The organism is Burkholderia mycopellens (assembly GCF_964265025.1).
Lineage (GTDB): Bacteria > Pseudomonadota > Gammaproteobacteria > Burkholderiales > Burkholderiaceae > Burkholderia.
In genome coordinates, this window is the sequence record NZ_OZ183804.1 from 517843 (window position 1) to 544347 (window position 26505).

Sequence of the window (26505 nt, forward strand, 5' to 3'; positions counted from 1 at the left end):
GCTCAACGCCCCCCGTCTCCGTCACTGAAAGTGATGCACATACCGCAGCACCAGCCGCGTGCCCTGCGGCCGGTTCCGCGCATAGGTCTCGAAATAGGCGTTGAACATCAGGTGATCCTGCGGCGAGACGCTGTACATGGCCCCCGGGCCGATCGCGAACACGGCCTCCCGCGTGCCCGGCACGTCCTGCCCGTTTTCCTTCATGTCGGTGGTCTGGCGCAGCCAGTAGCCGTTGAGCCCCAGCCGCAGGCCGGGGCGCACTTCATACTCGGTCGCGAAGTTCGCGTGGATAGCCTGGCCGGCCTGCGTCGACGTCACGTCCGGGCCGAGCGACGTGGCCGGCTGGTGGTTGGTCGCGTTCCACAAATAATGCAGCCGCCACGACACGGTCCACTTGGGCGTGAGCCACAGCGTCGCCGCCCAGTACGGATCGAACGACCAGAAATGACTGCCGGGATTGATCGCGCGCGACGGGTCGTACGCGCCGGTCGGCGCGATGAACTGGAATTCGACGCGCTGCGCGAAGCGCGGGCCTTGTGCGCCCATCACCGGGTCGAACTGGATGAACGGGCCGATCAGCAGGTCGCCGAAGCCCGCACGCGCATTCAGCGCGACATGGCCGATGCCGTCGTCGGTTCGCGCGGACGCGATCCATGGCAGGATCACGTCGAGTCCCGGATGCATGCCCGCGAACGTCAGCGGCGACTGATAGACGAGCTGGCTGAGCCCCGCGAACAGGTCGATGTCCTGCTTCGGCAGCCCGACCTTGTTGCCCGCATTGTCGTTGACGCGGCTGGCCGTGTACGCCTGCAGGTACTGCGTGCCGTACCAGCCGGAGCCGGCCGGCGGCATCCCGTCGAGGAAGCTGGTCATGCCGAGGTTGACCGCCGGCAGGTCGGCCGCGCCGGCAGGCGCGCTGGCGGCCATGCCGGCGATCGTGAGGCCTGCGACGACGAGTACGCGAGAGCCGAGTTTCATGTTCACCACCTCCTGGGTATTTATTTGTATAACTAATCAAACGGCGCGAAAAAGATCGGGGTGGTCGGCGATCGCGCGATACTGGCCCGCATGGAACACCAGCGGCGCACGGCCGAACGCGTCGAACTGCTCGATCTGGCCGATGAAGAGCAGGTGATCGCCGCCTTCGTAATGACCGACGTTGCGGCACACGAAGCGCGCGCTTGCGCCGTCGAGGCAGGGCACGCCGCCGGTCGCCGAATCCACGTGAAGCACGCCGTCGAACTTGTCGGCGCAGGGCGTCGCGAAACGGCGCGACAGGGCTATCTGGTCGTGCGCGAGGATGTTGATCGCGAAATGGGTGGCCGCGACGAAATCCGGGCGGCTCGGCGCGACCTTGCGCAGGCTCCACAGCACGAGCGGCGGATCGAGCGACAGCGACGAGAACGAATTGGCGGTGAGGCCCACCTTGCGTCCGTCGGCCGCGCACGTGGTGATCACGGTCACGCCGGTCGGGAATTGCCCGAACGCGGCGCGCAACTGCATCGGGTCGAGGGCCGGGCGATCGGTAGCGGTCGTTTCCATGCCGGTTACTCCGCGCGTGCGCCGTGTTCGCGGATCATCGCCGCGCAGGCCGACGGCTCGAACCACCACGGCGAGAACCGGCGCGGATCGTCGAAGCCGTCGACGATCGCCGCGGCGAGCGAAGGAAGCTGGCCGGCCGCGCCGAGCAGTTCGAGGATGTGCGGCGGCGGCGGCGTGAGCAGCGAGTTGGTCCAGCGCACGACGTGCTGCGCATAAGCCCAGTAGCCTTCGAACGTCTGCTGCATCCAGTCTTCGCCGAACGGTGCGGCATCGCGCGCGATGATCGCGTCGAAATAGGCCTTCGCGCATTTCGCGGCGTTGTTCGATCCCTGGCCGGTGATCGGATCGTTGACGACCACCGCATCGGCCATCCCGAACACCGTCCGGCCCGACGGCAGCCGGAAGAACGGCTTGCGCACCGTCGGCGCGAAGCGCCCGGCCAGCGTGCCGTTCGGATCGGTGAGCTCGACGTCGCGGCAGCGCTCGAATTCCCACGGCACGTACTGCTGCAGGAACGACAGGCTCCGGTCCAGATGCTGCTCGGGTGTCTTGACGTCGGCCCAGCAGTCGAGCGGGCCGCCCGGAATGCCTTCGAACACCATGATTTCGCACGGGCCCGTCGTGGTCAGCGCGGGGAACACGAAGTACTCGCCGATGCCGGGCAGCAGGTTGAAGCGCACGCGCGAATACGGCTGGCTCGGCGTCATCCCTTTCACGTAGGTGAGGGCCAGCGCGCGTTGCGGGCGGTCGAACGCGCTGCGCGCGTCGTCGCGGCCGAGCAGGTTGACGATCTCGCCCTTGCCGGCCGCGAGCAGCACGAGGTCGTGGCTGCGCGCCAGTGCCTCGAGTTCGGGTACGCCGATGTCGTCAATGCGCACGTCCGCGCCGCGGCGCCGCACGCGGTCGAGCCAGTCGGCCATTTTCACGCGCTGGTCGACCGACTGCGCGTAGCGGGTCAGCCGCGATGACCAGTCGATCACCTTGCGGCCGTTGCCGTCCGGATGCGGCACCGCGATGCCGATCCCTTCGATGGACGGGCACGCTTCCTCCCAGGTGTTCAGGCCGAGGTCACGCTCGATCTGCAATGACGTGTGGAACATGCACTGGCTCGACATGACCTTGCCGGTGCGGATCTGTTCGGCGTCGCGGTTGGTCGCGAGCGTGACGTGGTAGCCCTGCTCGAGCAGGGCGAAGGCGAGTTGCAGGCCGGACTGGCCGGCGCCGACGATGGCGATGCGTCTCATGGATCTGTCCTCGGTTGGCCGGATGCCGGCCGGAATCGTGTTGATGAAGGGAAGCGGCGGTGAGGCGCGGTCACTCCGCCAGGCGCGCAATGGCCGGTACCGCCTGTTCGGGGCCCATCGCGGCATAGCCGCCGTCCACCGCGTAGTCGGCGCCCGTCACGAAGCTCGCCGCGTCACTGCACAGGAACGTCACGACCTGCGCGACCTCGGACGGATCGCCGACGCGGCCGAGCAGGTGGAACGGCGCGGCGACGCGATCGGTCTTTGCACGGTCGCCGTGCGTCAACTCGTCCATCACGCGCGACCACGTCCAGCCCGGCGACACGGAGTTGACGCGAATGCGGTCGGGTGCAAGATCCATCGCCATGCTGCGCGTGAGCTGGCGGATCGCCGCCTTGGACGTCGGGTACAGCCAGCGGCCGGTTTGCGCGCACTGGGCCGAGATCGAGCTGAAGTTCACGATCGCGCCGCCGCCGCGCCGCACCATGTGCGGATCCACGGCCTTGGCGAGCATCGCGGCCGATACGACGTTGACGTCCATCGCGGCGAGCCAGTCGTTGCGGGTCGCCTGGATGCCGTTGTCGACGTAGCTGCACGCGAGGTTGACGAGCACGTCGATCGCGCCGAACCGGTCGGCGATGGCCGATATCGCACGCTCGATCGCGCGATCGTCGGTGATGTCGAGCGCGACGAACATCGCCCGTTCGCCGAGCGAGGCGGCCGCGCGCGCGCCGTTCTCGGCATCGAGATCGAGAATCGCGACGCACGCACCGGCGCGGCTCAGGTCCTGCGCGACCGCGGCGCCGATCAGCGTGGCGCCGCCGGTGACGATCGCGACTTTGCCAGCAAGGGCAGTCATGGGGTGTCTCCGGAAATCGTTGAGTGAGGGAGGGGCCGCGTCAATGCGCGCCCGTCGACGGCTCGCTGTCCTGCCAGCGGCGCATCAGGCCGTTCGACGGCACGGTTTCGTCGAGCAGCTTGCGGGCCGTCTCGACGCCCGCGACCGGCAGGCCCGCCGGATCGAGCAGGCCGATCTGCACGAGCACGCTTGCCTGATCCCAGTAGATATGCTCGTGATAAAGCTTGTCGCCGCGGAATTTGACGATCGCGACGAGCGGAATCTCGACGCGCTTGCCGGTTGGCGCGACGCCCGGCAACATCCAGTCGATCTCGGTGGTGTGCGTGAAGCAGAACAGCAGCTCGTCGACGATCTGGCTCGCGCCGATCGTGCGCGAGATCGGCGTGATCGTCGTGTCCGGCGGATTGGCATGCACGAAATGATGCGTGTAGAAGCGCTTGAGCTCGTCGTGGCCGACGCCGCCCGTCAGCGTGGGGATATGGTTGACGTACGGCTCGGCAACCATCGTCGCCATCGTTGCATCGACGTTGCGCGTGTCGAATTCGTGTTTGAGGTGCGCTTCCCACAGTGTGGACAGGTCGTAGCGCGGGCCGAGCGCGGCGCGGAACGCGGTGATCGCGCGCTGGTGGGCCATGACTGCGGCGGCCTTGTCGAAATGATCGCCGCCGACGCGCGCGAACGCGTGATCGACGCCTGGATACGTATGCACTTCGACGCCGTCGCGCCCGGCGAGCGCGTCGGCAATGCGCTGCTGCGCGTCGGGCGGGCAGAAGCGGTCCTGCCCGGCGATCTGCAGCACGAGCCGGCCGCGCAGGTGCGACGCCTCGTCGAGCGCCTGCTCGATGCCCACGCCGTAGTAGCTGACCGCCGCGGCCACGCCCGGCAGCCGGCACGCGGCGAGATACGCGAGCTTGCCGCCGAGGCAGTAGCCGAGCACGCCGGTTTCGCCCGTGCATTCCGGCAACTGCCTGAGCACCCCGAGCGCGGCGCCGACATCCTCGACGCCCTTGTCCTCGTCGTATTCGCGGTACAGGGCCATCGCGCGTTCGACATCGGCCGCGGCATAGCCGAGTGCGGTTCCCGGCGCCTGACGCCAGAACAGGTCGGGCACGAGCACCGTATAGCCTTCCTCCGCGTAGTAGTCGGCGGCTTCCCGCATCGTCGCGTTCGCGCCGAAGATCTCGTGGCACAGCACGATGCCGGGCCCCTTGCCGGCGGCCGGCGTGCTCAGGTACGCGCGAAACGTGCCGCCGTCCGGCGACGGAATCTCGATGTGACGTCCTTGCATGTGTCCCTCCATAGGGTTCATCTATGTGACAAGCCCAGTATTGGCGGACGAAATGGGCGTTTCTATCCGCTTTCTTCGGCCGGTATCCGCGAATTCCGGAAACCTGTTGCACCGGCCGCCGCGCGTGGGCCGGCGCGCGGCTGACTGCGGGTATGTGCGGATGCGGAAGCCCCGCACAGTTTTCTACGATGCGCGAACGGTCCGCTTCTTGCGTTGTTTGCGCGGGACTTGCGTGCTTTGGCGGCCGGACTGTCCGGATACTCCGGGCGCTATCCGGATCGTGCGGCGGATGCCCCCATACCGGGAACGCATGCACGGCGCGAGTGCAATCGAGCATGACGGGAGAACATCGATGGCGCAATTTTCCGGAACAGGCTGGCTGGCCGACACCGCCTGTTTCAATCACGACAACCTGATGCTGCAGTCGAACGACGTGGACGAGGTTCGCGCACGTGTCGCCGACGTATTCAAGCCGCACCGGCTCACGCCGACCGGCGAATCGCGTGCGCTGCACAGCTGCATGCATCACGCGCGCTGGGGCAACCTGTCGTTGAACCTGCTCGATTATGGCGGTGGCGTCAGCATCGAGCCGGGGCCGCTCGAGCACTTCTTCCTGTTGCAGATCCCGCTGCGCGGCGACGCGGAAATCGAGTGCGGCTCGGCGCGTTTCGTGTCGTCGCCGGGCACCGCGTCGCTGATCTCGCCGACGCTGTCGCTGAAGATGCGCTGGGGCGACGCGTGCCCGCAAGTGATCCTGCGCATCGAGCGCGAAGTGATGGAGCGCCACGCCCGGCGGCATTTCGGCGACGATCGCCACGCGCCGGTCGAATTCGAGCCGGAATTCAGCCTGTCATCGCCGCAGGGGACGTGTCTGACGCAGATGCTGCCGATCCTCGCGGGCGCGATCGCGACGGATGCGCATCCGCTGCGGCACCCGCTCGCCTTCGAGCAGCTCGAATCGACGCTGCTCAACCTGCTGCTGCACGGCCACCCGAACAGCGCGCGCAACGGCACGCGACACCTGCCGGTGGCGCTGGCACCGTTCTACGTGCGGCGCGTCGAGGACTACATCCGCGCCCATCTCGACGAGCCGCTGACGATCGAGCGGCTCGCCGAACTCGCCGGCGTCAGCCCGAGCACGCTGTTCGCAGGCTTCCGCCAACGCCACGGCATCACACCGATGGGCTTCGTGCGGCAGTTGCGGCTGCAACGTGTGCGCGAGGCGTTGCTGGCCGACGAGTCGCCGGGGCTCGCATCGGTGACGGACATCGCGCTGAAATGGGGCTTCGCGCACCTCGGGCGGTTCGCGATCGAGTACAAGCGCGCGTTCGGCGAGTCGCCGTCGGCGACGCTCAGGATGCGGCGCGTGCGCGCCTAGCGGGTCACGCGGCAACCTACTCGCGGATCGTCTACGGCAGCGGCACGCCCCAGGCTGCCGTCACGTTTCCGCCGAGCCGCCATTCGGTGAACGGGCGGCGTGGCGCGATGATCGCCGGCAGCCGCGCGTCGTGAAAGCGCGCGTAGTACGGCTCGACCCAGCTCAGCTCATCGCGGAACGTCCACGGAAACAGGTCCTGTTTGACCGGCGTGATGGCCGTGAAGCTGGCGGGATCATCGACCGCATGGATGACGAGGTTCGCCAGGCGGCCGATCGCGCCGTCGTTTTCCCGATAGAGATCGATATGGCGCCGCTGCACGAGTTCCGCAGCGAACACGAGCGGGAGCAGCGCGAACGTGTGATAGTGCAGCGCGCGGTTGCCGCGTTTGACTTCGCGCGCGAGCGCCCCGTCGGGGCCGATGTCGCGGATGCCTTCGCGTACCCGCAGCAGCCCCGAGTCGACGAGGCTCGAGTTGCCGGTCACGGTGCCGATGGCGATCAGGTCGAGCCCGGCCCAGTACACGAGATTGTTGTGCAAATGATTGATCGCCTCCGCATCGCGGGTGGCGATCGCGATGCGTTCGAGCCACGGATCGATCGTGTCGAACCGCGCGCGGTTCGCGTCGCGCACGTCGCGCGGCATGCGCAGGATCACCATCGCGAAGTCGGTGCCGGCCCACGAACGCTCGTAGTAGCCCTGATAACCGGTGATTCGGCCCATCAGGGCATCAGCGCGCGCCCAGCTTTCCAGCAGGCTGGCTGCGCACGACCAGTCCCCCTGGTCAGCCGACGCATTGAGCCGGGCAATGAAATCGCGCATCGGCTTCACGGCGCGCGCATAGCCGGCGGCGTCGTCATAGTAGCCGGGCGGATCGATCGTCGTGACGGCTGCCGGGATGTCGCAGGCGCGGGCCGGCGACACGGTGGCGAAGAGCAAGCCCACGACGAGCAACGCAGCGGACAGCGGTCGGGTCGGCATGCGGCGCATAGCGTCCTCGGTGATGACGGTGGTGGGACAAACAGGGAAGCCGCCCTTCGGCCTGACGACCCCGCGACGTCGGACGCGTGCGGCCGGCAAGACGCGGCGAAGCCCGGTGACGCGCGCAGGGCCGTGCAACCTGCCGTCACGCCGGCGGCGCACGCAGTTTAGCGTCCGCGTCTTTCATCCGCGTTGCCTGGCGAAAGCCGTCCGGAACGATGCCGAACCGGTTCCGCTTTCCTCGCACCGAACCCCGCCGCACTTTTTTAAAGACTGCGTTATGTTCGCCCGGTATCATCGCTGCGCTCGCGACCGACGCCATGGGCCAGTGCATGCCGACGCGCGCGCAACCAGCATCGCAAAGAAGACAACACGGGGCGGACGCCGACGGTGCGTCGCGCCGCGATCAGGCCGGATCGGCCACCAGCACGATGGAGCATGGAACGATGGTAACGGGGACGGGGGCGGCGCGACGCGCGAGGGCGATTGCCGCCGGGAGCGCGTTGTACGTGGCGGCGGCGGGCAGTGCACATGCGCAGGCATCGGGTGCGGCAGCCACGCCGCCGGCCGGCGCGGTTGCGGCCGTGCTGCCGACGATCGACGTGACGGGAAAGGCCGACCGCGCGTCGAGCGGGCTCGTCGGGCTGCGCACCACGACCGGCACGAAGACCGGCACGCCGGTGGCCGAGATCCCGCAAACGATCAATCTCGTGACCGCGCAGCAGATCGAGATGACCGGCGCGACCGATCTGAACCAGGCGCTGCGCTATGTGCCGGGATTCGCGACGTTCGGCGCCGACAGCCGCACCGACTGGTATGCGGCGCTGCGCGGCTTCACGCCGACGCTGTATGTAGACGGCGTGGCCGCGCCGAATACGGCCATCATCGCGAACTGGCGTGTCGACCCCGACACGATCGATTCGATCGCCGTGCTGCGCGGGCCGACGTCGGTGCTGTACGGCGCAGGCGAGCCCGGCGCGATCGTCGACGTCCACACGAAGCTCGCCGACGGCGAACGCGTCCGCGAAGCCGGCGTGCAGATCGGCAACGACGCGCGCAAGCAGTTCATGCTCGACGTCGGCGATGCGCTCGACCCGGACGGTCGCTACGCGTACCGTTTCGTCGGGGTGGCGCGCGACGGCAATGCGGTAACCGGCCCGAACGGCAACCGGCGCGTCGCGCTGGCGCCGTCGTTCCGCTGGCGGCCGAACGCCGATACGTCGCTGACGCTCTCGGCGACGTTCCTGCAGGACAGCGGCGATATTTCGTCGAACTTCCTGCCCGCGTCGGGCACGGTGTTGCCGAACCCGAACGGCCGTCTGTCGCAGGACATCTACATGGGCGCCCCCGGGTTCAACGACTACCGGAAGAAGCAGGAGTCGCTCGGCTATGCGCTGGAGCACCGCGTGAACGCCATCTGGTCGCTGCATCAGGACATGCGCTGGTCGCACCTGTCGCTCGACGACGCGACGGTGTTCGGCAACGGCTTCATGCCCCGCAGCACCACCGACATGATGCGTTTCGCGGGGCTGTTCCAGCTCAACTACAGCCGGCTCGATCTCGACAACCACGCGCAGGCGCGCTTCGGCACGGGGCCGTTCGAACATACGCTGCTGCTCGGCGCGCAATATGACCGGCAGACGACGACCAACAGCGTGTGGCTCGCGCTCGCGCCGTCGCTCAACCTGTACCACCCCGTCTACCGGCCCGTCACGGACGCGATTTTCTCCGGCCCGACGTCGCTTGGCCACGTCGACCAGTACACGGCGATGAACGCGTTCGGTGTGTACGCGCAGGACCAGGTCCGCTGGAGGCGCTGGACGTTGACGCTCGGCGGCCGCGAGGATTTCGTCAATGAGCGGTTCGACGATCGGACGGCCGGCACACAGGCGCAGCAGGACGTCAGTGCGTTCTCCGGGCGCGTCGGGCTCACCTATCAGGGTGACGCGGGGCTGTCGCCGTACGTGAGCTATTCGACGTCGTTCGATCCCGTCATCGGCGTGAGGATGTTCGGCGGCGGTTTGCCTCAGCCGACCCGCGGCAAGCAGACGGAAGCGGGGCTGCGCTGGCAGCCGCCCGGCAGGAACCTGATGCTGAGCGCGGCCGTCTACCAGATCGACCAGACCAGCGTCGTGACGCCGACACCGGCGAGTCTCGACCCGACCGGCACGACGTCCGTGCAGACCGGCAAGGTGCGCTCGCGCGGGATCGAGCTGAGCGCGCTCGGCAAGGTCACCCGCGAGCTGTCGGTCGTCGCGTCGTATGTGTATCAGGATGTCAAGAACGTGCAGGCGAACGATGCGTCGCTGAACCACTGGCCGGTGGCCGTGCCGCTGCCGCGGCAGATGGCGTCGACGTGGGCCGACTGGACCTGGCGTACGGGCGTCCTGTCGGGCCTCGGGATCGGCGGCGGCGTGCGCTACCAGAGCGCGGCGGCCGGCGCGCCCGACAACGCGTTGACCGTGCCGAGCGTGACGCTGGTCGACCTGGCCCTGCACTACGAGATGCCGCACTGGCGGTTCGCGCTGAACATCGCGAACTTGTTCGACCGGCGCTATGTCAGCGGCTGCCAGTCGTACGCCGTCTGCGTGTTCGGCAACGAGCGGACCGTGCTGGCCACCGCGAAAACCACCTGGTAATCGCGAGCGCGCGGAACGGTCCTACGCGTCGCGTTGCGGTTCCCGACGCGCGGCGTGCTCGCCGGCCTGACGCTGGCGTCGCCACTCGGTCGGCGTGAGGCCGAAACGTTCGCGGAATGCGGTCGCGAAATTCGCCGGCGTGGAAAAACCGATTTCCTTCGCGATGCTGGCAATGCTGAGCGACGTCGAGTCCAGCAGATCCTGCGCGATCCGCAGCCGCTCGTGTCGCAGATACTCGAACACCGTCTGGCCGAGATTGTCGCGAAACGCCCGTGACAGCCGCTTCTCGTGGGTGCCGACCGCGCGTGCCAGTTGCTCCACCGTCGGCGGATCGTTCAGCGTCCGTGCCAGGTGGCGGATGGCCGCGCGCACGATGATGTCGTCGTCCTTGCCGGCCACGAACGGGCTTTCCGTGTCGACCGGCCGCTCGCGCTTTTTCCGTGCGAGCTGCACGCGAATCCGCGCGAGCACTTCGGCGGGCTCGAACGGCTTCACCACGTAGTCGACGCAGCCGATGTCGAACCCCTCGAGGCGTTCGTGCAACGCGCCGGCCACGGTCAGGAAGATCACCGGAATCGCACACGTCAGCGGATCGGCGGCAAGCAGCCGGCAAGCGGTGAAACCGTCCATCCGCGGCATGCGGACATCCATCAGGATCAGGTCGGGCATGAGCGCCTGCGCGCGCTGGCACGCTTGGAGCCCGTCGGACGCAATGCTGATCCGGCACCCCGTGCCGCGCAGGATGTCGATCAGCAAGCGAAGCTGGTCGGGCTGATCGTCGACGATCAGGATATGGGCGTCGCCCAATGCGGAGATCGATGGATGCATCGTGCACCTGTTCTGGAATGGCTGCTGGCTGCGTTCCTGCGGGTGGCCGGCCCGGTTCGGATAGTCGTCGGAAGCCGCTCTATGGCGACGCACAAACGTATCGATATTCGGATTTCGCCCAGCTACGCGACAGACATCCGGTCGGCGTAATACCCGGCATGGCTTGTTTTGATCACGGATCCGGTAAAGGCGCGGAGCGTTGCCGTTGTCGCGCGCCGAAAAGGGCGCGGCTGCCGGTACCGATTCGAGCCGAATTGTAGGGGCATATTTAGATTCTTGCCAGACGCATTGACTCTATTCGCTTCATTCAGATTTTTGAATCTTCATCGTGTATTGTGGTTTGCGTTCTCAGTATGGCACGTGGGTGTCTGTCCATTTCCGCCATTTTCATTCCCGCCGCCGTGACCAGTCGTGCCGCGCGGCAACTTTTCGGTGGAAATTTTCTGCCGGAAATTATCATTAATCCGCTTCAGCAAAGTATTTGTACGCCGGGAAAAACATCTTGATTAATTCCGGCGGAGCGAAATCGTTTGCGAGATGCGCATTTTTAACGTAACGCATTGAATATATTGAATTTTACAATCTATAAAGAATGTTGCCTTCAATAATTCGAGATCGTGTCTCATAATTCGTCCGAACTTTGAAAGCAGGGTTGCATCGAGCAGCACGAGGCACGGTGGGTTGTGACGGATGTTGTGCGATTCGGGGCCGAGGCATCATTCGATGTGTATCCGGGCGAAAGTCCGTTGGGCACAAGTGAAAATCCGGTTGTCGTAGATGAAATAAAAGAAGCGGGGTTGGTCGCGCTCAACGCGACATCAAATCAGGGGTGTCCATAACGACGGGTTGAATCTCCGGATTCAGTCGATGGACGAATTCGTCCATATAAAACGATATGCATTCCTAATGCATTGCCTGGATTAACGGAACGGGCCGTAACACGAACGGCGTGCCCGGGCTTTCGAACGTCCCGTCGCGACGGGCGGACGACGCGTGTCGCCCTCGGCACGCCCGGGCCGGGCATGAGAGCCGGGTTCCGAACTGAAGTCGCAATCGTAACCGCAGCTGAAGTCTTCAACAAAAAGTAAGTAGTCCGTATTCAAACCAAACGCTACAAAACGGAGCAGAAGACCATGAAGAGGAAGCAGATTTCGGCGCTGGCCGCCGCCATGTTCACGGGTGCAGGTGTCATGATCGCCGGCGCCGCGCACGCGGACAATTTCGTCGACCGCGGCAACCCGGACAACGCGCTGAGCGGTCAGTGCATCGACGGCACGAACCCGCTGTGCGTGTCGACCAAGAGCGGGACTTACGTGGCGGTAAGCACGGCAAACGTCACGATGGGAACGAATGCCAAGGCCGGCGCCAGCGGCATCGCGATCGGCGACCAGTCGAATGCGAGCAGCAAGGGCGGCACCAGCAGCGGCGGTGCGATTGCCGTCGGCGTCGGCGCGCAGGCGCTGGCGAACTCGGCCATGGCGATCGGCACGGTAGCCGTCGCGCAAGGCAACACGGCGCTCGCCATCGGCCGCCAGTCGGCCGCGGTCGGCGATTTCTCGATGGCGCTCGGCAACGTCGCGGATGCGCACGGCACGAGCTCGATCGCGCTCGGCCACTCGGCGCTCGCCAGCGGCGATCGTTCGGTTGCGATCGGCGGCGCCAATCCGACGTCGAGCGACGGCGTGTCCAGCGGCGCGGCGTACGACGCGGCGACGCAGACGCGCGCCGGCGGCACGCAATCCGTGGCGATCGGCGCAGGCGCGCAGACGAACGACAACAACCAGGTGGCGATCGGCTCGGGCAGCGTTGGTGCGAACAATGGCGGTACGCCGGTGTTCGGCGGCACGGCCGCGCCGGTTGGCGGCGCGGTGTCGTTCGGCGCGATCGGCAAGGAGCGCCAGCTCAAGAACGTCGCGGCGGGCGCGGCCGATACGGACGCCGTCAACGTGCAGCAGCTGAAGAACGTGAACGGCGCACTCAGCACGAGCATCGCCACTGTCGACGCGCGCGTGACGTCGGTCGGCAATTCGCTGTCGACCTCGATCTCGAATGTCGACCAGCGCGTGACCAGCGTGGGCAACAGCCTCAGCACCAGCATCGTGACGGCAACGAAGAACGTCGTGAAATACACCGACGATTCGCATGCGGCGATCGCACTCGACGGCAGCAACGGCACGACGATCAACGGCGTCGCGGCCGGCGTCGCCGACACCGATGCGGTCAACGTCGGCCAGCTGAAGGGCAGCGTCGCACCGCTGCAGACGTCGATCTCGACGGCGGCATCGAACATCACGAACCTGCAGACCAGCGTCACCGGCATCAACACGTCGCTGAGCACGGCCACCACCAATATCGGCAACCTGCAGGCAGCCGACGCACGCAACGTGAAGTACGACGGCCAGAGCGGATTCGACTCGGTGACGTTCGCCGGTACGAACGGCACGACGCTGCACAACGTCGCGGCCGGTGTCGCGAACACCGATGCGGTGAACGTCGGGCAACTGAACGGCGGCCTGTCGTCGCTCAGCACGAGCGTGACGAACAACATCAACACGACGCTCGGCAATCTGAGCACGTCGATCAACAACCAGATCGGCAACGCGACGAAGAATGCGGTGCAGTACGACGACGATGCGCACAGCGGCGTGACGCTCGGCGGCAAGGGTGCGCAGTCGCCGGTCGCACTGCACAACGTGGCCGACGGCATTGCCGCGAGCGACGCGGTGAACGTCGGCCAGCTCGGCAAGGCCACCGACACGCTCAACCAGTCGATCACGAACGTCGGCAACAGCGTGACGACGCTCGGCAACCAGGTGACGACGAATACGGGCAACATCGCCGCGCTCCAGCAGGACGCGCTCCAGTGGAACGCGAACCTCGGCACCTACGACGCGAGCCATGGCGGCAACGGCCCGCAACGCATCGGTAACGTCTCGGCCGGCGTCGCCGACACCGACGCGGTCAACGTCGGCCAGCTGAAGGGCAGTGTCGCACCGCTGCAAGCGTCGATCTCGACGGCGGCGTCGAACATCACGAACCTGCAGACCAGCGTCACCGGCATCAACACGTCGCTGAGCACGGCGACCACCACTATCAGCAACCTGCAGGCAGCCGACGCACGCAACGTGAAGTACGACGGCCAGAGCGGATTCGACTCGGTGACGTTCGCCGGTACGAACGGCACGACGCTGCACAACGTCGCGGCCGGTGTCGCGAACACCGATGCGGTGAACGTCGGGCAATTGAACGGCGGCCTGTCGTCGCTCAGCACGAGCGTGACGAACAACATCAACACGACGCTCGGCAATCTGAGCACGTCGATCAACAACCAGATCGGCAACGCGACGAAGAATGCGGTGCAGTACGACGACGATGCGCACAGCGGTGTGACGCTCGGCGGCAAGGGGGCGCAGTCGCCGGTCGCGCTGCACAACGTGGCGGACGGCATTGCCACGGGCGACGCGGTGAACGTCGGCCAGCTCGGCAAGGCCACCGACACGCTCAACCAGTCGATCACGAACGTCGGCAACAGCGTGACGACGCTTGGCAACCAGGTGACGACGAATACGGGCAACATCGCCGCGCTCCAGCAGGACGCGCTCCAGTGGAACGCGAACCTCGGCACCTACGACGCGAGCCATGGCGGCAACGGCCCGCAACGCATCGGCAATGTCGCGGCCGGCAAGAACGGAACGGACGCGGTCAACGTCGACCAGTTGAACGCGGCGGTTCAGAACGGCACGAGCCAGCTCGATGCGCTCGCCGTGAAGTACGACGACGCGAGCAAGAAGCAGGTTTCGCTCGGCGCGGGTAACGGCGGGAGCCCGGTGCGCCTGACCAACGTCGCGGAAGGCAACGTCGCGGCCGGCAGCACGGACGCGGTGAACGGCGCGCAACTGCGCCGCGCGACCGACGGCACGGCAGCCGCGCTGGGCGGCGGTGCAACGGCGAATCCGGACGGCTCGATCAGCGCGCCGGCCTATAAAGTCGGCGGCGGTTCGTTCAACAACGTCGGCGACGCGCTCACGAACCTCGACGGCCGTGTCGGCAGCAACACGACGACGCTCGAGAATCACGAAACGCGCATCGGCAACGCCGAAACGAACATCGCCGGCAACACGGCGGCGATCGCCGGACTGCAGCAGGACGCGCTCCAGTTCGACCCGAAGGCCGGCGCATACAACGCGGCGCGCGGCGGTGCACCGACGAAGCTGACGAACGTGGCCGACGGCTCCATCGCCGCGGGCAGCACGGACGCGGTGAACGGCGGCCAGTTGTCGGGCGTGAAGTCGTCGCTCGAACAGCAGATCACGCAGGTGTCCAACCAGGCGGGCGAGGCCGTGAAGAACGTCGTCAAGTACGATGTCGACGCGAACGGCAACCGGCTGAATTCGGTATCGCTCGTCGGCGGCGACGCGAATGCGGCCGTCGTGCTGAAGAATGTCGCCGCAGGCACCGACGATACGGACGCGGTGAACGTGAAGCAGCTGAAGGGCGTCCAGTCGAGTCTCAACCAGCTCGGCGCGCTCGCGGTGCAGTACGACGACAGCTCGAAGAGCTCGATCACGCTCGGCGGCGCCGGCGGCACGCGCATCACCAACGTGCAGGCCGGGACGCTCAGCGCCACCAGCACGGATGCGGTGAACGGCTCGCAGCTCTACGCGACCAACCAGCAGGTCGCGAAGAACACGACCGATATCACGAACCTGCAGGGGAGCGTGACCAACATCGCGAACGGCAAGGCCGGCCTCGTGCAGCAGCAGGATCCGAACGGCGCGATCACGGTCGGGAAGGACACCGGCGGCACCAGCGTGAACTTCTCCGGCACTGCGGGCGACCGCGTGCTGACCGGTGTCGCGGCGGGCGTGAAGGACAACGACGCGGTCAACATGGGCCAGTTCAACTCGGCGCTGAAGAACGTGGCGGCCAACGACCAGATCCGCGCGGCGGTGACCGATGCGAACACCACGTGGATCGCGCGTGCCGATGCGGGTTCGATCGGGTCGACGGCAACCGCAACCGGCAAGAACGCGGTGGCGGTCGGCCAGGGCTCCGTCGCCGATCGCGACAATTCGTTCTCGGTCGGCTCGAAGGGCGGCGAACGCCAGGTCACGAACGTCGCGGCCGGCACGGCGCCGACCGATGCGGTGAACGTGCAGCAGCTGAACGACAACCTGTCGGCCGCGTCGAATCAGGCGAAGGGCTACACCGACCAGCGCATCGGCCAGGTATACAACTCGTTCAACGACCTGAAGAAGGACATGTACGGCGGCGTGGCATCGGCAATGGCCGTGGCCGGCCTGCCGCAACCGACGGGCGCGGGCCGCTCGATGGTCTCGGCGGCGACGTCGAACTATCACGGCCAGCAGGGTTTCGCCGCCGGGTACTCGTACGTGACGGAAAGCAACCGCTGGGTCGTCAAGGCGTCGGTGACAGGCAACACGCGTTCGGACTTCGGCGCGGTGGTGGGCGCGGGTTACCAGTTCTGACGTCGTTCTACGCCAGTGCCGGGCAGTGTTTGTGATGCCCGGCACCGGCGGGAAATCCGTGGCCCGGGGTGGACTTGTCTGCCTCGGGCCATCGGCGTTTGATGCGCCGCGACGATCGACAGGGTTGCGCCGAGCGCGTCCGGCAGGCCACGCCGCTTGCCCTGCGCGCGAGTCTCACACGGCACACACCGGAAAAATGGCGTCGGCAGGAGGCGTCGATAGACGGTGTTCCGGCCAATCCCGACCGAATGCGAGTAGCGCGATCCGCCGCGGTCGCAACGTCGCCTCAACCCTCGATTTCACGCGGGTTCGCGCGCGGTCGAAACATGCGTCCAATGCGAGTTGTCGGATGTGAGGGGCGGCCCGTATTCTGAATTCGTCGGGCGGAACGGCATGGGGCCTCCGCCGATCCACGCATGACAGGGACTCGCAATGACCGCCATGACGCAAACCATGAAGCTCAATCACCTGAGCTTCCCCTCGGCCGACACACGGGCCACGGCCCGATTCTTCGAGCGCCACCTCGGCTTCACGATCGCGGGAAGCTGGGAGAAATCCTGGATCCTCAAGCGCCCGGGCTTCGACGTGGTGATCGATCACGTCAGCGACGACGTACCGGCATGGCCGACGAATTTCCACGTCGGGTTCGAACTGCCGAGCCTCGATGCCGTTCACACGTTGTTCGAACGCTTCAGGGATGAGGGCGTCGAGATGGTGACGGACGTCTTCAACAATGGGCGCGGCTCGCGCTTCTTCTGTCGCGCACCGGGCGGCGTGATGTTCGAGCTGAACACGCGCGCGGATGCCGCACCGGAATATCGCGGTACGTTCGACGACTGACGCAGGCAAGCGCCGCGCCGAGCTCAACCGCTGGCGCGGATCAGTGTGTCGATGACTGCGCGGGTGCGAGAGCACCCGGTGATTTCTGTCCACGACCGATCGCGGCAGTACGCGACACGGCCGATCCGCACCGTCCGCAACCCGATGCGGGGTTCGCCGTTGCGCAGGACTTCAAAAGCAAGAAACGGAGTGTCTGCCTGCGCACAGTCATCTACATTGCCGTGACCAACTTCACTCACGGGATGTAAAAACCATGATCTTGCTCGAAGGAAAAGTCGCCATCGTCACCGGCGCCTCGACCGGCATCGGCCGTGCGATCGCGCTGCTGTTCGCGGCGCACGGCGCGTCAATCGTATTGAATGCGCGAAGCGAAACCTCGCTGAATCAGGTTGCCGACGAAATCCGTCGTCAGGGCGGGCAGGCGTGCGCATGCGCCGGCGACGTCGGTCACGTCGATACGCATCGAGGGCTCGTCGCGACGGCCCTTCGCGAGTTCGGTGGCCTCGACATCGCGATCAACAACGCGGGAACGGTCGGGCCGCTCAAGCCGCTCGCCGACATCTCGCTCGACGATTGGCAGCAAACGCTGTCGACCAACCTGACGGCGGCGTTCCTGGGGGCAAGCAACCAGATTCCAGCGATGCTCGAGCGCGGCGGCGGGACGATCGTTTTCACGTCCAGCTTTGTCGGAACCAGCGTCGGGCTTCCCGGCATGGCCGCGTATGGTGCTTCCAAGGCCGGCTTGATGGGATTGGTGAAGGGCATCACCGCGGACTATGCGGCACGCGGGATTCGCGCAAACGCACTGTTGCCGGGCGGTGTGGATACCGCGATGGGGGGAGACCGTGAGCAGAAGGAGTGGGCGGCCGGGCTCCACGCGATGAAGCGTATCGCCCGCCCCGACGAGATCGCATCGGCGGCGTTGTTCCTCGCCAGCCCGATGGCCAGCTTCGTGACCGGCTCGGCGCTGTTCGCCGACGGAGGCAATGCGGCCGTGAAGTGATGTCCCGTCGGTGCAACAGCGCATGCGCCGCGCTCAGCGGCTGGCGCGGACCAGCGTGTCGATGACTGCGCGGGTGCGCGAAGGCCGGGTGATTTCCGTCCATTGCAGATGCGCGTACTTCGGGTCGTCACGCAGGCCGGCGAACTTGACGCGATTCCTTGCGAACGTGGTGTATGACCACAGCAGCACCGACTCCCGGGAGAATGCCATCCGCAGCGACTCACGGTTTCCGTGCGAAAGCTCGGTGCGCATGAGCCCGCGGCTCAACGTGCGCCAGAGCACCCGGGAGAATACCGTGCGCCGCCCGAAGTTCAGCCAGATCACGTGGGTGGCGCTCGACCAGAGCACGTCGCGCACGGCGCTGTAGTTCCCGTCGGCGACCCACCGGTCGCCGGCCGTCGCGGCCCGCACGGCGTTCTCGAACTGTTCCGGCGGCACGGCGGTCCAGTCGGGGCCCCAGTAAAGTCGATCCAGCTCGATGTACGGGCAGCCTGCTGCCGCCGCCAGTGCGCTGGAAAACGTGGATTTCCCCGCTCCGCTGGTTCCAACGACGACGAAGCGCATGGTTTTGACCTCGGTGGAATGTGGAAACCCAGGATTGTGCCTGATGCACGAAGCGGCCGCTCGGCTGCAGCGGTGCGTCAATGAATATCGGCCACGGCCGGGCTCGCCTCGCCAACCTGTCTGCAGTAGTGGGGCGAGCCCGTCGTTCGTTGCCGCGCAGGTCATCTCGAATCCAGTCCCTCTACGCCGGCAAACCGGGGCAAGGACAATAGCCTCCTGTTTGCGCGGGCATTCCGATGCGAGAAGACATGACGCGCACGCATGCTATCGGCGGTATCACTCAAACCGAATATTCGTAGCAGGCGCTTTCTCTTGCGTCGTTCGTCGGGCTTTCACTACGAATTGAAAGGCGCCTTAAAAAAACGGAATCGAATGGGCGTTGAAGAGTCGCATCGCCAAACCCGAAATGGCAACAATCAAAATCAGTATTTAATAAGGCAAACAGTCTCCGCGACCATGCTCCGGCGTCACGTCGTCCACCCCGCCCGACCCACGCCACACTCGGCCTTGCCCCGCCACACCGGGCTTGCCGGGTACATCCCGCCGACGCAACGGCGCCGATACCGCCATCGTGGCCGACGAGATCATTTCAAATTCCTCACCAAATCATGACTCGATTAACACCAACGACAGAAACAATTAATCTGTCAGAAAATATCTTGTAATTATAAAAATGACCTTCTAGCATCCCTCTGCGGTTCGTGACATGTCTTACATCAAAGTTTGTCCTTGATGCATTCCTCGAACATCACCCATCCATAACCGGGGGATTACATGAAGAAACTGTCTCGTCTGCTGTCCGTCACCGCGATTACCGTCGCGAGTCTCAGCGCCTTTGCCCAGGCCGGCGACCAGTCGGCCACGGTCGACAAGGCCCTGCAACTGATCCAGCAGAATCCGTCCGCCTTCAGTCTCGCAGTCGGCGGCATGCCACGCGCGTTGAAGTTCGCAGGGCCGCAAGCGAGCGCGCCGACGGATGGCGATCAGTTCCAGGTACGCGACGTGATCGTCGATCCCGATGGCACCGAGCACGTACGCTTCGACCGCTTCTACGCGGGCCTGCCCGTGATCGGTGGTGACGTTGTCGTCCATTCGAGCAAGGGGCAGTTGAAGCAGGCGAGCGTGACCCAGCTCGCGCCGATCAGTCTTGCCGGCACGATCGGCAAGGTCGGAGACCGCTCGGTGATCCGCAACGCACCGGACATCGGCGCCGCCCGGGTCAGGCGCATCGCTGCCGCGCATTTCAACTCGGACGTGCGCCGCGTCAATGACGCGGAACTCGTCGTGTTCGCACGCGACGTGACGCCGACGCTGGCCTATGCGGTGCGCGTGTACGGCAAGGCGACCGATGCGCATGGCGAAGCCGTGCAGTACTACGTCGATGCGCGCACGGGCGCCGTGCTCGACGCACAGGACCTGATCAAGACCGCCGCCGCGACCGGCACCGGCCGCTCGTTGTACTACGGCAACCTGACGCTCACCACCGACCAGACGGGCACGAACGCGTACCGGATGCTCGATCCGAGCCGCGGCTCCGGCTCGGTCTACGACGGCCGCGGCCTGACCTCGGACGACGTCGAACAGGCGACCGACCTGCCGATCTTCACGAGCAGCACGAACGTGTGGGGCAACAACACGACCACCGACCGGCAGACCGTCGCCGCAGACATCGATTATGGTCTCGCACTCACTTGGGACTACTACAAGACTGCGCACAACCGCAATGGCATCTTCAACGACGGCCGCGGCGTGAAGAGCTATGCTCACGTCGTATTCGATACCGGCAGCGGCACGACCGGCGCGAATGCGGCATGGCTGTCCTCGCACGTGATGGTGTACGGTGACGGCCAGCCCGGCAGCAGTCTGCCGAAACCGGTCGTCTCAGTGGACGTCGCCGGTCACGAGATGAGCCACGGCGTGACCGAGGCCACGGCCAACCTGAACTATTCCGGCGACCCGGGCGGGCTGAACGAGTCGACGTCCGACATTTTCGGCACGCTCGTGAAGTACTACGCGAACAACCCGAACGATCCCGGCAACTACGTGATCGGTGCGCGCGTGGTGAGCGGCGGCCTGCGCAAGATGTACAAGCAGGATCTCGACGGACGCTCGTTCAGCTGCTACCCGTCCGGTGGATTCTCGTGGTCGAATCCGCGCCACAATCCGCATTACACGTCGGGTGTCGGCAATCGCCTGTTCTACCTGCTGGCCGAAGGCCCGACGGTGCCGTCGACCGATACCGGCCTGACGAAGGCGCAACTGGTGTGCAACGGCGACACGACCTTCAGCGGCCTGGGCCGCGAGAAGGCCGGCAAGATCTGGTACCGGACGCTGACCGTGTACCTGAACGCCAACTCCAGCTACCCGAACGCGCGACGTGCATCGATCCAGGCGGCGAACGACCTGTACGGCGTGAATTCGGCCGAAAGCGCAACGGTCGCTCGCGCGTGGAGTGCAGTCGGGGTGAATTGACCGAGCTTGCGTGAGTGCGCTGAAGCCCGGTGATCGCGTGGCGACATTGCGTGTCGGAGGAGGTGGCGCCGATCGATGCCACGCGATACTCGGGCGCATGACGGACAGCTGTTGATCGACCGCCTGCGATGGCAGGCGGTCGATCGTTGGAACCGGCCCGATACCCATACGGATGCCGCCTGTTTCATTGATTTGGCGTCACGCCGCGTAGACGGTCAGGCATGAAGCAGCAGCGCGCGGGTGCTGCGACGACGAATACTTCTTCCTCCGTCAAGATCCGCACGGCGTTCCCCGGTAGTCCTTGACATACCTTAAAAAAACCTGACGGTGAACCGCGGCGGAACCCGGCCACTTGCCCCATCGCCTACACCGTCCGGTTGATCGGTAAACCCTCGGCCGATCCTCCGCTACCCCATCCCGCCGCGCTCCACGATTTCCCCGGAAAAAATATCTGCCGGGCAATCGTTTGCGCACAGCCGCGTGGCGTTCAGTTTATTCATCGCAAGCCGATATCTTGAAGGCGCGCCTGATCGAAGCGGCATTGCCCCCGCCGCGTCGATCAGGAACGGCATCAGCCCATGCGACGGATAGGGGAAGAAAGGTTTTGGTGACAGTTTTCGGGTGCATCGTTCATCGGCACAATCACTGGCTGGTGTTGCTTGCCGCACTGTTGTGCGGGGGCGGCTCATGGGTCACGGCGCGGCTGTTCCAGCGCGCGGTGAACACCTCCGGCACGCAGCGGCTCGGCTGGCACGTGCTGACGGCCATTTCGGCCGGCGTGGCGATCTGGTGCACGCACTTCATCGCGATGCTCGGCTTCGACGCCGGCGCCCCCGTGTACTTCAACATGCCGCTCACGCTCGTGTCACTGTTCATCGCGGTCGGCGGCAGCACGATCGGTTTCGCGCTGACGACCTGTCGCATCGTCAAGGTTGCGCCCGCGCTCGGCGGCGCGGTCGTCGGCGTGGCGATCGTGCTGATGCACTACACCGGCATGCTCGCGTGGCGGGTCGAAGGTATCGTGTCGTGGGACGTCGGCTACCTGATCGCGTCGGTGCTGCTGGCCATGACCCTCGCCGCGCTCGCGCTGCACCTCGCGATGCGGCCGTCGCCGCACGCAGTCAACCTGATGGCCGGCGTGCTGTCGCTCGCGATCCTCGCCTTGCATTTCACCGGGATGTCCGCGCTGCGCATCACGCCGCTGATGCTCGACGGCACATGGACCGAGATGAGCGAGCTGCGTCCGCTGGCGCTGGCGGTCGCGGGCACGTCGCTCGTGATTGTCTGCACGGGGCTCGTGAGCTACGTGATCGACAGCGACGTGCGGGCCGAATCGCTTGAACACCTGCGCCGGCTGGCGCTGAGCGACATGCTGACCGGGCTGCCCAACCGGGCCAGCTTCAACGAGCGGCTGGACCTCGAAATCGCGCTTGCGCAAGAGCGCGGCACGAAGCTCGCGCTGATCGGCATCGACCTGAACCGCTTCAAGGAAATCAACGACCTGCGCGGCCACCACGCCGGCGACGAGGTGCTGCGCATCCTTGCGCGCCGCATGGCGAACCTGTTGCGCGAAGGCGAATTCGTCGCCCGCATCGGCGGCGACGAATTCGCGGCGCTCTGCCGGATGGACGGCGACACGTGCCTGACGAGCCTGCTCGAGCGGCTCGAGCCGGCGCTCTACAAGCCGGTCAGGCTGGACGACTACGAGGTCGTGCCGGGAGCGAGCTTCGGTGTCGCCATTTATCCGGACGACGCCACCACCAAGGCCATCCTCATCAACAACGCGGACCTCGCGATGTACCGCGCCAAGGGCAGCGTGACGCAATCGATCTGCTTCTACGAGCCGGCGATGGACCTGATCGTCCGCGCGCGCCGCAGCCTCGCGGCCGACCTGCGCCGCGCGGTGGCCGACAACCAGCTGAGCGTCCACTACCAGGTGCAGACTTCGCTCGCGACCGGCGAGATCCGCGGCTACGAGGCGCTGCTGCGCTGGCAGCATGCGACGCTCGGCACGATTCCGCCCGCCGAGTTCATTCCGCTCGCCGAGGAAAACGGCGTGATCCTGGACATCGGCGCGTGGGTGCTGCGCGAGGCATGCTCACGGGCCGCGACGTGGGAGCCGCCTTACGCGGTCGCGGTGAACGTATCGGCCGTGCAGTTCATGCACGCGGACCTGACGGCGCTCGTGACGGACGTGCTCGAAGAAACCTGCCTGCCGGCGTCGCGCCTGCAGCTGGAGTTGACCGAATCGACGATCTTCGCCGGCCGCGAGCGCGCGCTGGACACGCTTCGGCAGATCAAGGCGCTGGGCGTGAGCATCGCGCTCGACGATTTCGGTACCGGCTATTCGTCGCTCGATACGCTGCGCTCGTTCCCGTTCGACCGCATCAAGCTCGACCAGTCGTTCGTCGAGGACGCGGAAGCGAAACCGCAGGATCGCGCGATCATCCGCGCCGTGCTCGCGCTCGGCAAGAGCCTGGGCATTCCGATCCTGGCCGAAGGCATCGAGACGCGCGACCAGCTTGCGCTGCTGGCCGACGAAGGCTGCGACGAAGCACAGGGCTTCCTGCTCGGCAGGCCCGCACCACTCAACGAAATCGTCGGCAGCGGGCAGATCGCGCTGACCGGCGGCAACCGCGTCCGCACGCCGGTTCCCGCGTCCGAATCGGCCGTCAAGGCCGATATCGACCCGGGCCCGCTCGGGTAACCCTCGACGCCGGACACGGCAACCCGACGCCGGGTTGCAGCCGGCAGGCTCACATGAAAATCCTCTACGCACGGATGGCAAGACTGGCAAGCATCGCGGCGCCGGCCCGGAACCCGGACCTGCTCGCGGCGCAATACCGGGTATTCGCCGGCCAGATCCCGGTGTCGTACCTGATCCTCATCTCGAGCACCTGGAGTCTCGCCGTCACGCACCTGGGCAGCACGCCGTGGTGGCTGTCGGTCGCGATGCCGGCCGCGATGACGCTCGCGGTGTTCGCGCGGCTGCTGCACTGGCGCCGCACCCGGCTGCTGGAGCCGACGCCGGACGCCGTGATGCGCGCGCTCACGGTCACGAACTGGCTGGTGATCCCGGTCGTGGTGACGTTCACCACCTGGGCGCTGCTGCTGTTCCCGTACGGTGATGCGTGGCAAAAGGCCCAGGTCGCGTTCTACATGGCGATCACGGTGATCGGCTGCATCTTGAGCCTGATGTACCTGCGCACGGCCGCGCTGATCGTGGCCGTGATCGCCAACGTCGCGTTCATCGCGTTCTTTCTCTCGACGCGCCAGCCGACACTCATCGCCACCGCGGTCAACATGCTCTTCGTGTCGGCGGCGCTGATCGCCGTGATCTCGGTCAACTACCGGAGCTTCCTGCGCACCGTCGATGCGCAGGCCGAATCCCGCCTGCGCGAGCAGGCGCAGACGCGGCTGATGCGGATGATCGACGACATGCCGGTGGCCGTGATGACGGCCGACCTGGAGACGTTCCGCATCAACTACCTGAACGCGACATCGCGCAACCTGCTGCGCTCGATCGAGCACCTGCTGCCGATCCGCGTTGACGATGTGCTTGGCGCATCGATCGACTTCTTCCACCCGCATCCGCAGCACCAGCGTCGCCTGCTCGCCGATCCGGCGAACCTGCCGCATCGCGCCCGCATTCCGCTCGGGCCGGAAGTGCTCGACATCCAGGTCTCGGCCGTGCGCGACGCCCAGGGGCGCTACATCGGCCCGATGCTGTCATGGTCGATCGTCACGCAGCAGGCCGAGGCGGAGGCGCGCATCCACCAGCTCGCGCATCACGATTCGCTCACGGGGCTGCCGAACCGCGCAACCTTCCTGGCCGAATTCGACGCGAGCCTGCGCCGCTCGGACAAGGTGCTGTCGCTGCTCTTCATCGATCTCGACGGCTTCAAGCTGATCAACGACGCGTGCGGGCATTCGGCGGGCGACGAGGTGCTGCGCCAGGTCGCGGAACGCCTGCGCGGCCAGTGCCCGGAGCCGGGGATGATGCTCGGGCGCATCGGCGGCGACGAATTCGCGGTGCTGCTGCGCGACACCGACGCGAACGGTGCGATGGGCGCGGCCGCGCGGCTCGTCGACGCGCTCGTCGCCCCTTATGCGCCGTCGCCCGACCGGCCGTTCCGCATCGGCGCATCGATCGGCTGCGTGCTGGCGCCGCATCACGGCAACGACGCCGGCGTGCTGCTGTCGCGCGCGGACATGGCGCTCTATGCGGCCAAGAAAGCCGGGAAGGGCACCTACCGGATGTTCTCGCCGGACATGGAAACGAGCGCGCAGGAGCGGGTCGCGCTCGAATCGAAGCTGCGCGTCGCGCTGGACGACAACCAGGGGTTGTACGTGTTCTACCAGCCGATCGTCGATGTCCGGACCCGCCAGATCACGACGCGCGAGGCGCTGCTGCGCTGGCACCACCCGCGCTCCGGCTGGATTTCGCCAGGCCTCTTCATTCCGGTGGCCGAGCGCGGCGGCCTGATCGACCGGCTCGGCCGCTTCGTGCTCGTGCAGGCGTGCCGGGAGGCGGCGCGCTGGCCCGACGGCGCACGCGTCGCCGTCAACGTGTCGGCAGGCCAGCTCGGCCACGGCACGATCGTGCCGACCTTCGCGGCGGCGCTGGCCGGCGCGGGCCTCGCGCCCGACCGGCTGGAAATCGAGGTAACGGAAACCGCGTTGCTGCACGACGAGGGCAAGGCCATCGCGGACCTGCGCGCACTGCGTTCGATGGGCGTGCGCGTCGCCCTCGATGACTTCGGTACGGGCTTCTCGTCGCTCGCGCATCTGCGCGCGTTCCCGTTCGACAAGATCAAGATCGACGGCAGTTTCGTGCGCGATGCGGTCACGCGCCCGGACTGCGCGGCCGTCGTGCGCACGGTGGCCGATCTCGGCAAGCGTCTCGGCGTGACGACTGTCGCGGAAGGCGTCGAGACGGAGGAGCAACTGACGTGCATCACGGATGCCGGGTGCCGCGAGGTGCAGGGCTTCCTGATCGGCCGGCCCGCGCCGGGCGAGCAGGATGCGCCGGCCATTCGCTGGATCGAGCGGGCCGCGCTGGCGGCGCAGGCCACGGCCAGGCAGGCGTGAGGACGAACGATTCGATCGGGATCCTGAACGAGTGCCCGTGTCAATCACGCACGCTCGCACGCCAGCGCGCGCACCGGATGTTTGATCGGGGATTGCGCGACGAAATCGTGGAACGACCGGCACCCGGATGGATGAGACGGAAATCCGCCGGGAACGGTAAAAGGGCGGAGGGGCAGGGAGCGGCGACGTGTGGACTTTGACGGTCGCCGAGCGCACTGAACTCGAAGCGTTGCTTATTGTCCATCATGAGTTGCCTGCTGCCATGCCGGTCCATCCTGATCTTGAGGCG

16 protein-coding genes are annotated in these 26505 nt (G+C 66.2%); 8 read left to right on the forward strand and 8 right to left on the reverse strand.

The genetic code is table 11. From position 1 onward, the window contains the following. Positions 1-21: 21 nt before the first annotated feature. From ACPTTC_RS36285 to ACPTTC_RS36305, 5 genes are all read right to left on the reverse strand, one after another. Positions 22-978, reverse strand: coding sequence for a SphA family protein (locus ACPTTC_RS36285; protein WP_423396134.1), 957 nt, complete (start codon positions 976-978; stop codon positions 22-24). Between the two features lie 36 nt (positions 979-1014). Continuing rightward, positions 1015-1542 carry a flavin reductase family protein gene (locus ACPTTC_RS36290; protein WP_423396135.1) on the reverse strand — a complete coding sequence of 176 codons (528 nt, stop codon included), beginning with the start codon at positions 1540-1542 and terminating at the stop codon, positions 1015-1017. Positions 1543-1547: 5 nt separating this feature from the next. Further along, a complete protein-coding gene (locus ACPTTC_RS36295) occupies positions 1548-2786 on the reverse strand; it encodes a styrene monooxygenase/indole monooxygenase family protein (protein WP_423396136.1) in 1239 nt (412 codons plus the stop codon). Positions 2787-2856: 70 nt separating this feature from the next. Continuing rightward, positions 2857-3645: an SDR family oxidoreductase gene (locus ACPTTC_RS36300; protein ID WP_423396137.1), complete on the reverse strand. Its 789-nt coding sequence runs from the start codon at positions 3643-3645 to the stop codon at positions 2857-2859. Between the two features lie 40 nt (positions 3646-3685). Then, positions 3686-4933 (reverse strand): dienelactone hydrolase family protein, encoded by a 1248-nt coding sequence (locus tag ACPTTC_RS36305; RefSeq protein WP_423396138.1) that lies wholly within the window; start codon positions 4931-4933, stop codon positions 3686-3688. A 352-nt stretch (positions 4934-5285) separates the two neighbouring features. On the opposite strand from ACPTTC_RS36305, the gene ACPTTC_RS36310 reads away from it, so the two are divergent. Beyond that, the gene (locus tag ACPTTC_RS36310; RefSeq protein ID WP_423396139.1) at positions 5286-6311 is read left to right on the forward strand and encodes an AraC family transcriptional regulator; all 1026 of its coding nucleotides are present in this window, start codon (positions 5286-5288) and stop codon (positions 6309-6311) included. 31 nt (positions 6312-6342) lie between these two features. Here the strand turns inward: ACPTTC_RS36310 and ACPTTC_RS36315 are convergent, their stop codons facing one another. Then, positions 6343-7290: a mannuronate-specific alginate lyase gene (locus tag ACPTTC_RS36315; protein WP_423396140.1), complete on the reverse strand. Its 948-nt coding sequence runs from the start codon at positions 7288-7290 to the stop codon at positions 6343-6345. 446 nt (positions 7291-7736) lie between these two features. Here ACPTTC_RS36315 and ACPTTC_RS36320 point away from each other — a divergent pair, with 446 nt between their 5' ends. Further along, positions 7737-9929: a TonB-dependent siderophore receptor gene (locus ACPTTC_RS36320; protein WP_423396141.1), complete on the forward strand. Its 2193-nt coding sequence runs from the start codon at positions 7737-7739 to the stop codon at positions 9927-9929. A gap of 21 nt (positions 9930-9950) precedes the next feature. Here ACPTTC_RS36320 and ACPTTC_RS36325 read toward each other — a convergent pair whose 3' ends face one another. Then, positions 9951-10757, reverse strand: a complete 807-nt coding sequence (locus ACPTTC_RS36325) for a response regulator (protein WP_423396142.1) — start codon at positions 10755-10757, stop codon at positions 9951-9953. A 1133-nt stretch (positions 10758-11890) separates the two neighbouring features. Here ACPTTC_RS36325 and ACPTTC_RS36330 point away from each other — a divergent pair. The 3 genes from ACPTTC_RS36330 (at position 11891) to ACPTTC_RS36340 (ending at position 18089) form a co-directional block, all read left to right on the forward strand. Continuing rightward, positions 11891-16246: a YadA family autotransporter adhesin gene (locus tag ACPTTC_RS36330; protein ID WP_423396143.1), complete on the forward strand. Its 4356-nt coding sequence runs from the start codon at positions 11891-11893 to the stop codon at positions 16244-16246. 432 nt (positions 16247-16678) lie between these two features. Beyond that, entirely contained in the window at positions 16679-17086 is a 408-nt protein-coding gene (locus tag ACPTTC_RS36335; protein ID WP_423396144.1) for a VOC family protein, read from the forward strand. 253 nt (positions 17087-17339) lie between these two features. Beyond that, the gene (locus ACPTTC_RS36340) at positions 17340-18089 is read left to right on the forward strand and encodes an SDR family oxidoreductase (protein ID WP_423396145.1); all 750 of its coding nucleotides are present in this window, start codon (positions 17340-17342) and stop codon (positions 18087-18089) included. 33 nt (positions 18090-18122) lie between these two features. Here ACPTTC_RS36340 and ACPTTC_RS36345 read toward each other — a convergent pair whose 3' ends face one another. Then, on the reverse strand, positions 18123-18653 hold the full coding sequence (locus tag ACPTTC_RS36345; protein WP_423396146.1) for a toxin: 531 nt from the start codon (positions 18651-18653) through the stop codon (positions 18123-18125). A 774-nt stretch (positions 18654-19427) separates the two neighbouring features. Here ACPTTC_RS36345 and ACPTTC_RS36350 point away from each other — a divergent pair. From ACPTTC_RS36350 to ACPTTC_RS36360, 3 genes are all read left to right on the forward strand, one after another. Then, on the forward strand, positions 19428-21125 hold the full coding sequence (locus ACPTTC_RS36350) for a M4 family metallopeptidase (protein WP_423396147.1): 1698 nt from the start codon (positions 19428-19430) through the stop codon (positions 21123-21125). A 607-nt stretch (positions 21126-21732) separates the two neighbouring features. After that, the gene (locus ACPTTC_RS36355; RefSeq protein WP_423396148.1) at positions 21733-23832 is read left to right on the forward strand and encodes a putative bifunctional diguanylate cyclase/phosphodiesterase; all 2100 of its coding nucleotides are present in this window, start codon (positions 21733-21735) and stop codon (positions 23830-23832) included. Between the two features lie 53 nt (positions 23833-23885). Then, entirely contained in the window at positions 23886-26216 is a 2331-nt protein-coding gene (locus ACPTTC_RS36360; RefSeq protein WP_423396149.1) for a putative bifunctional diguanylate cyclase/phosphodiesterase, read from the forward strand. Positions 26217-26505 lie beyond the last annotated feature (289 nt).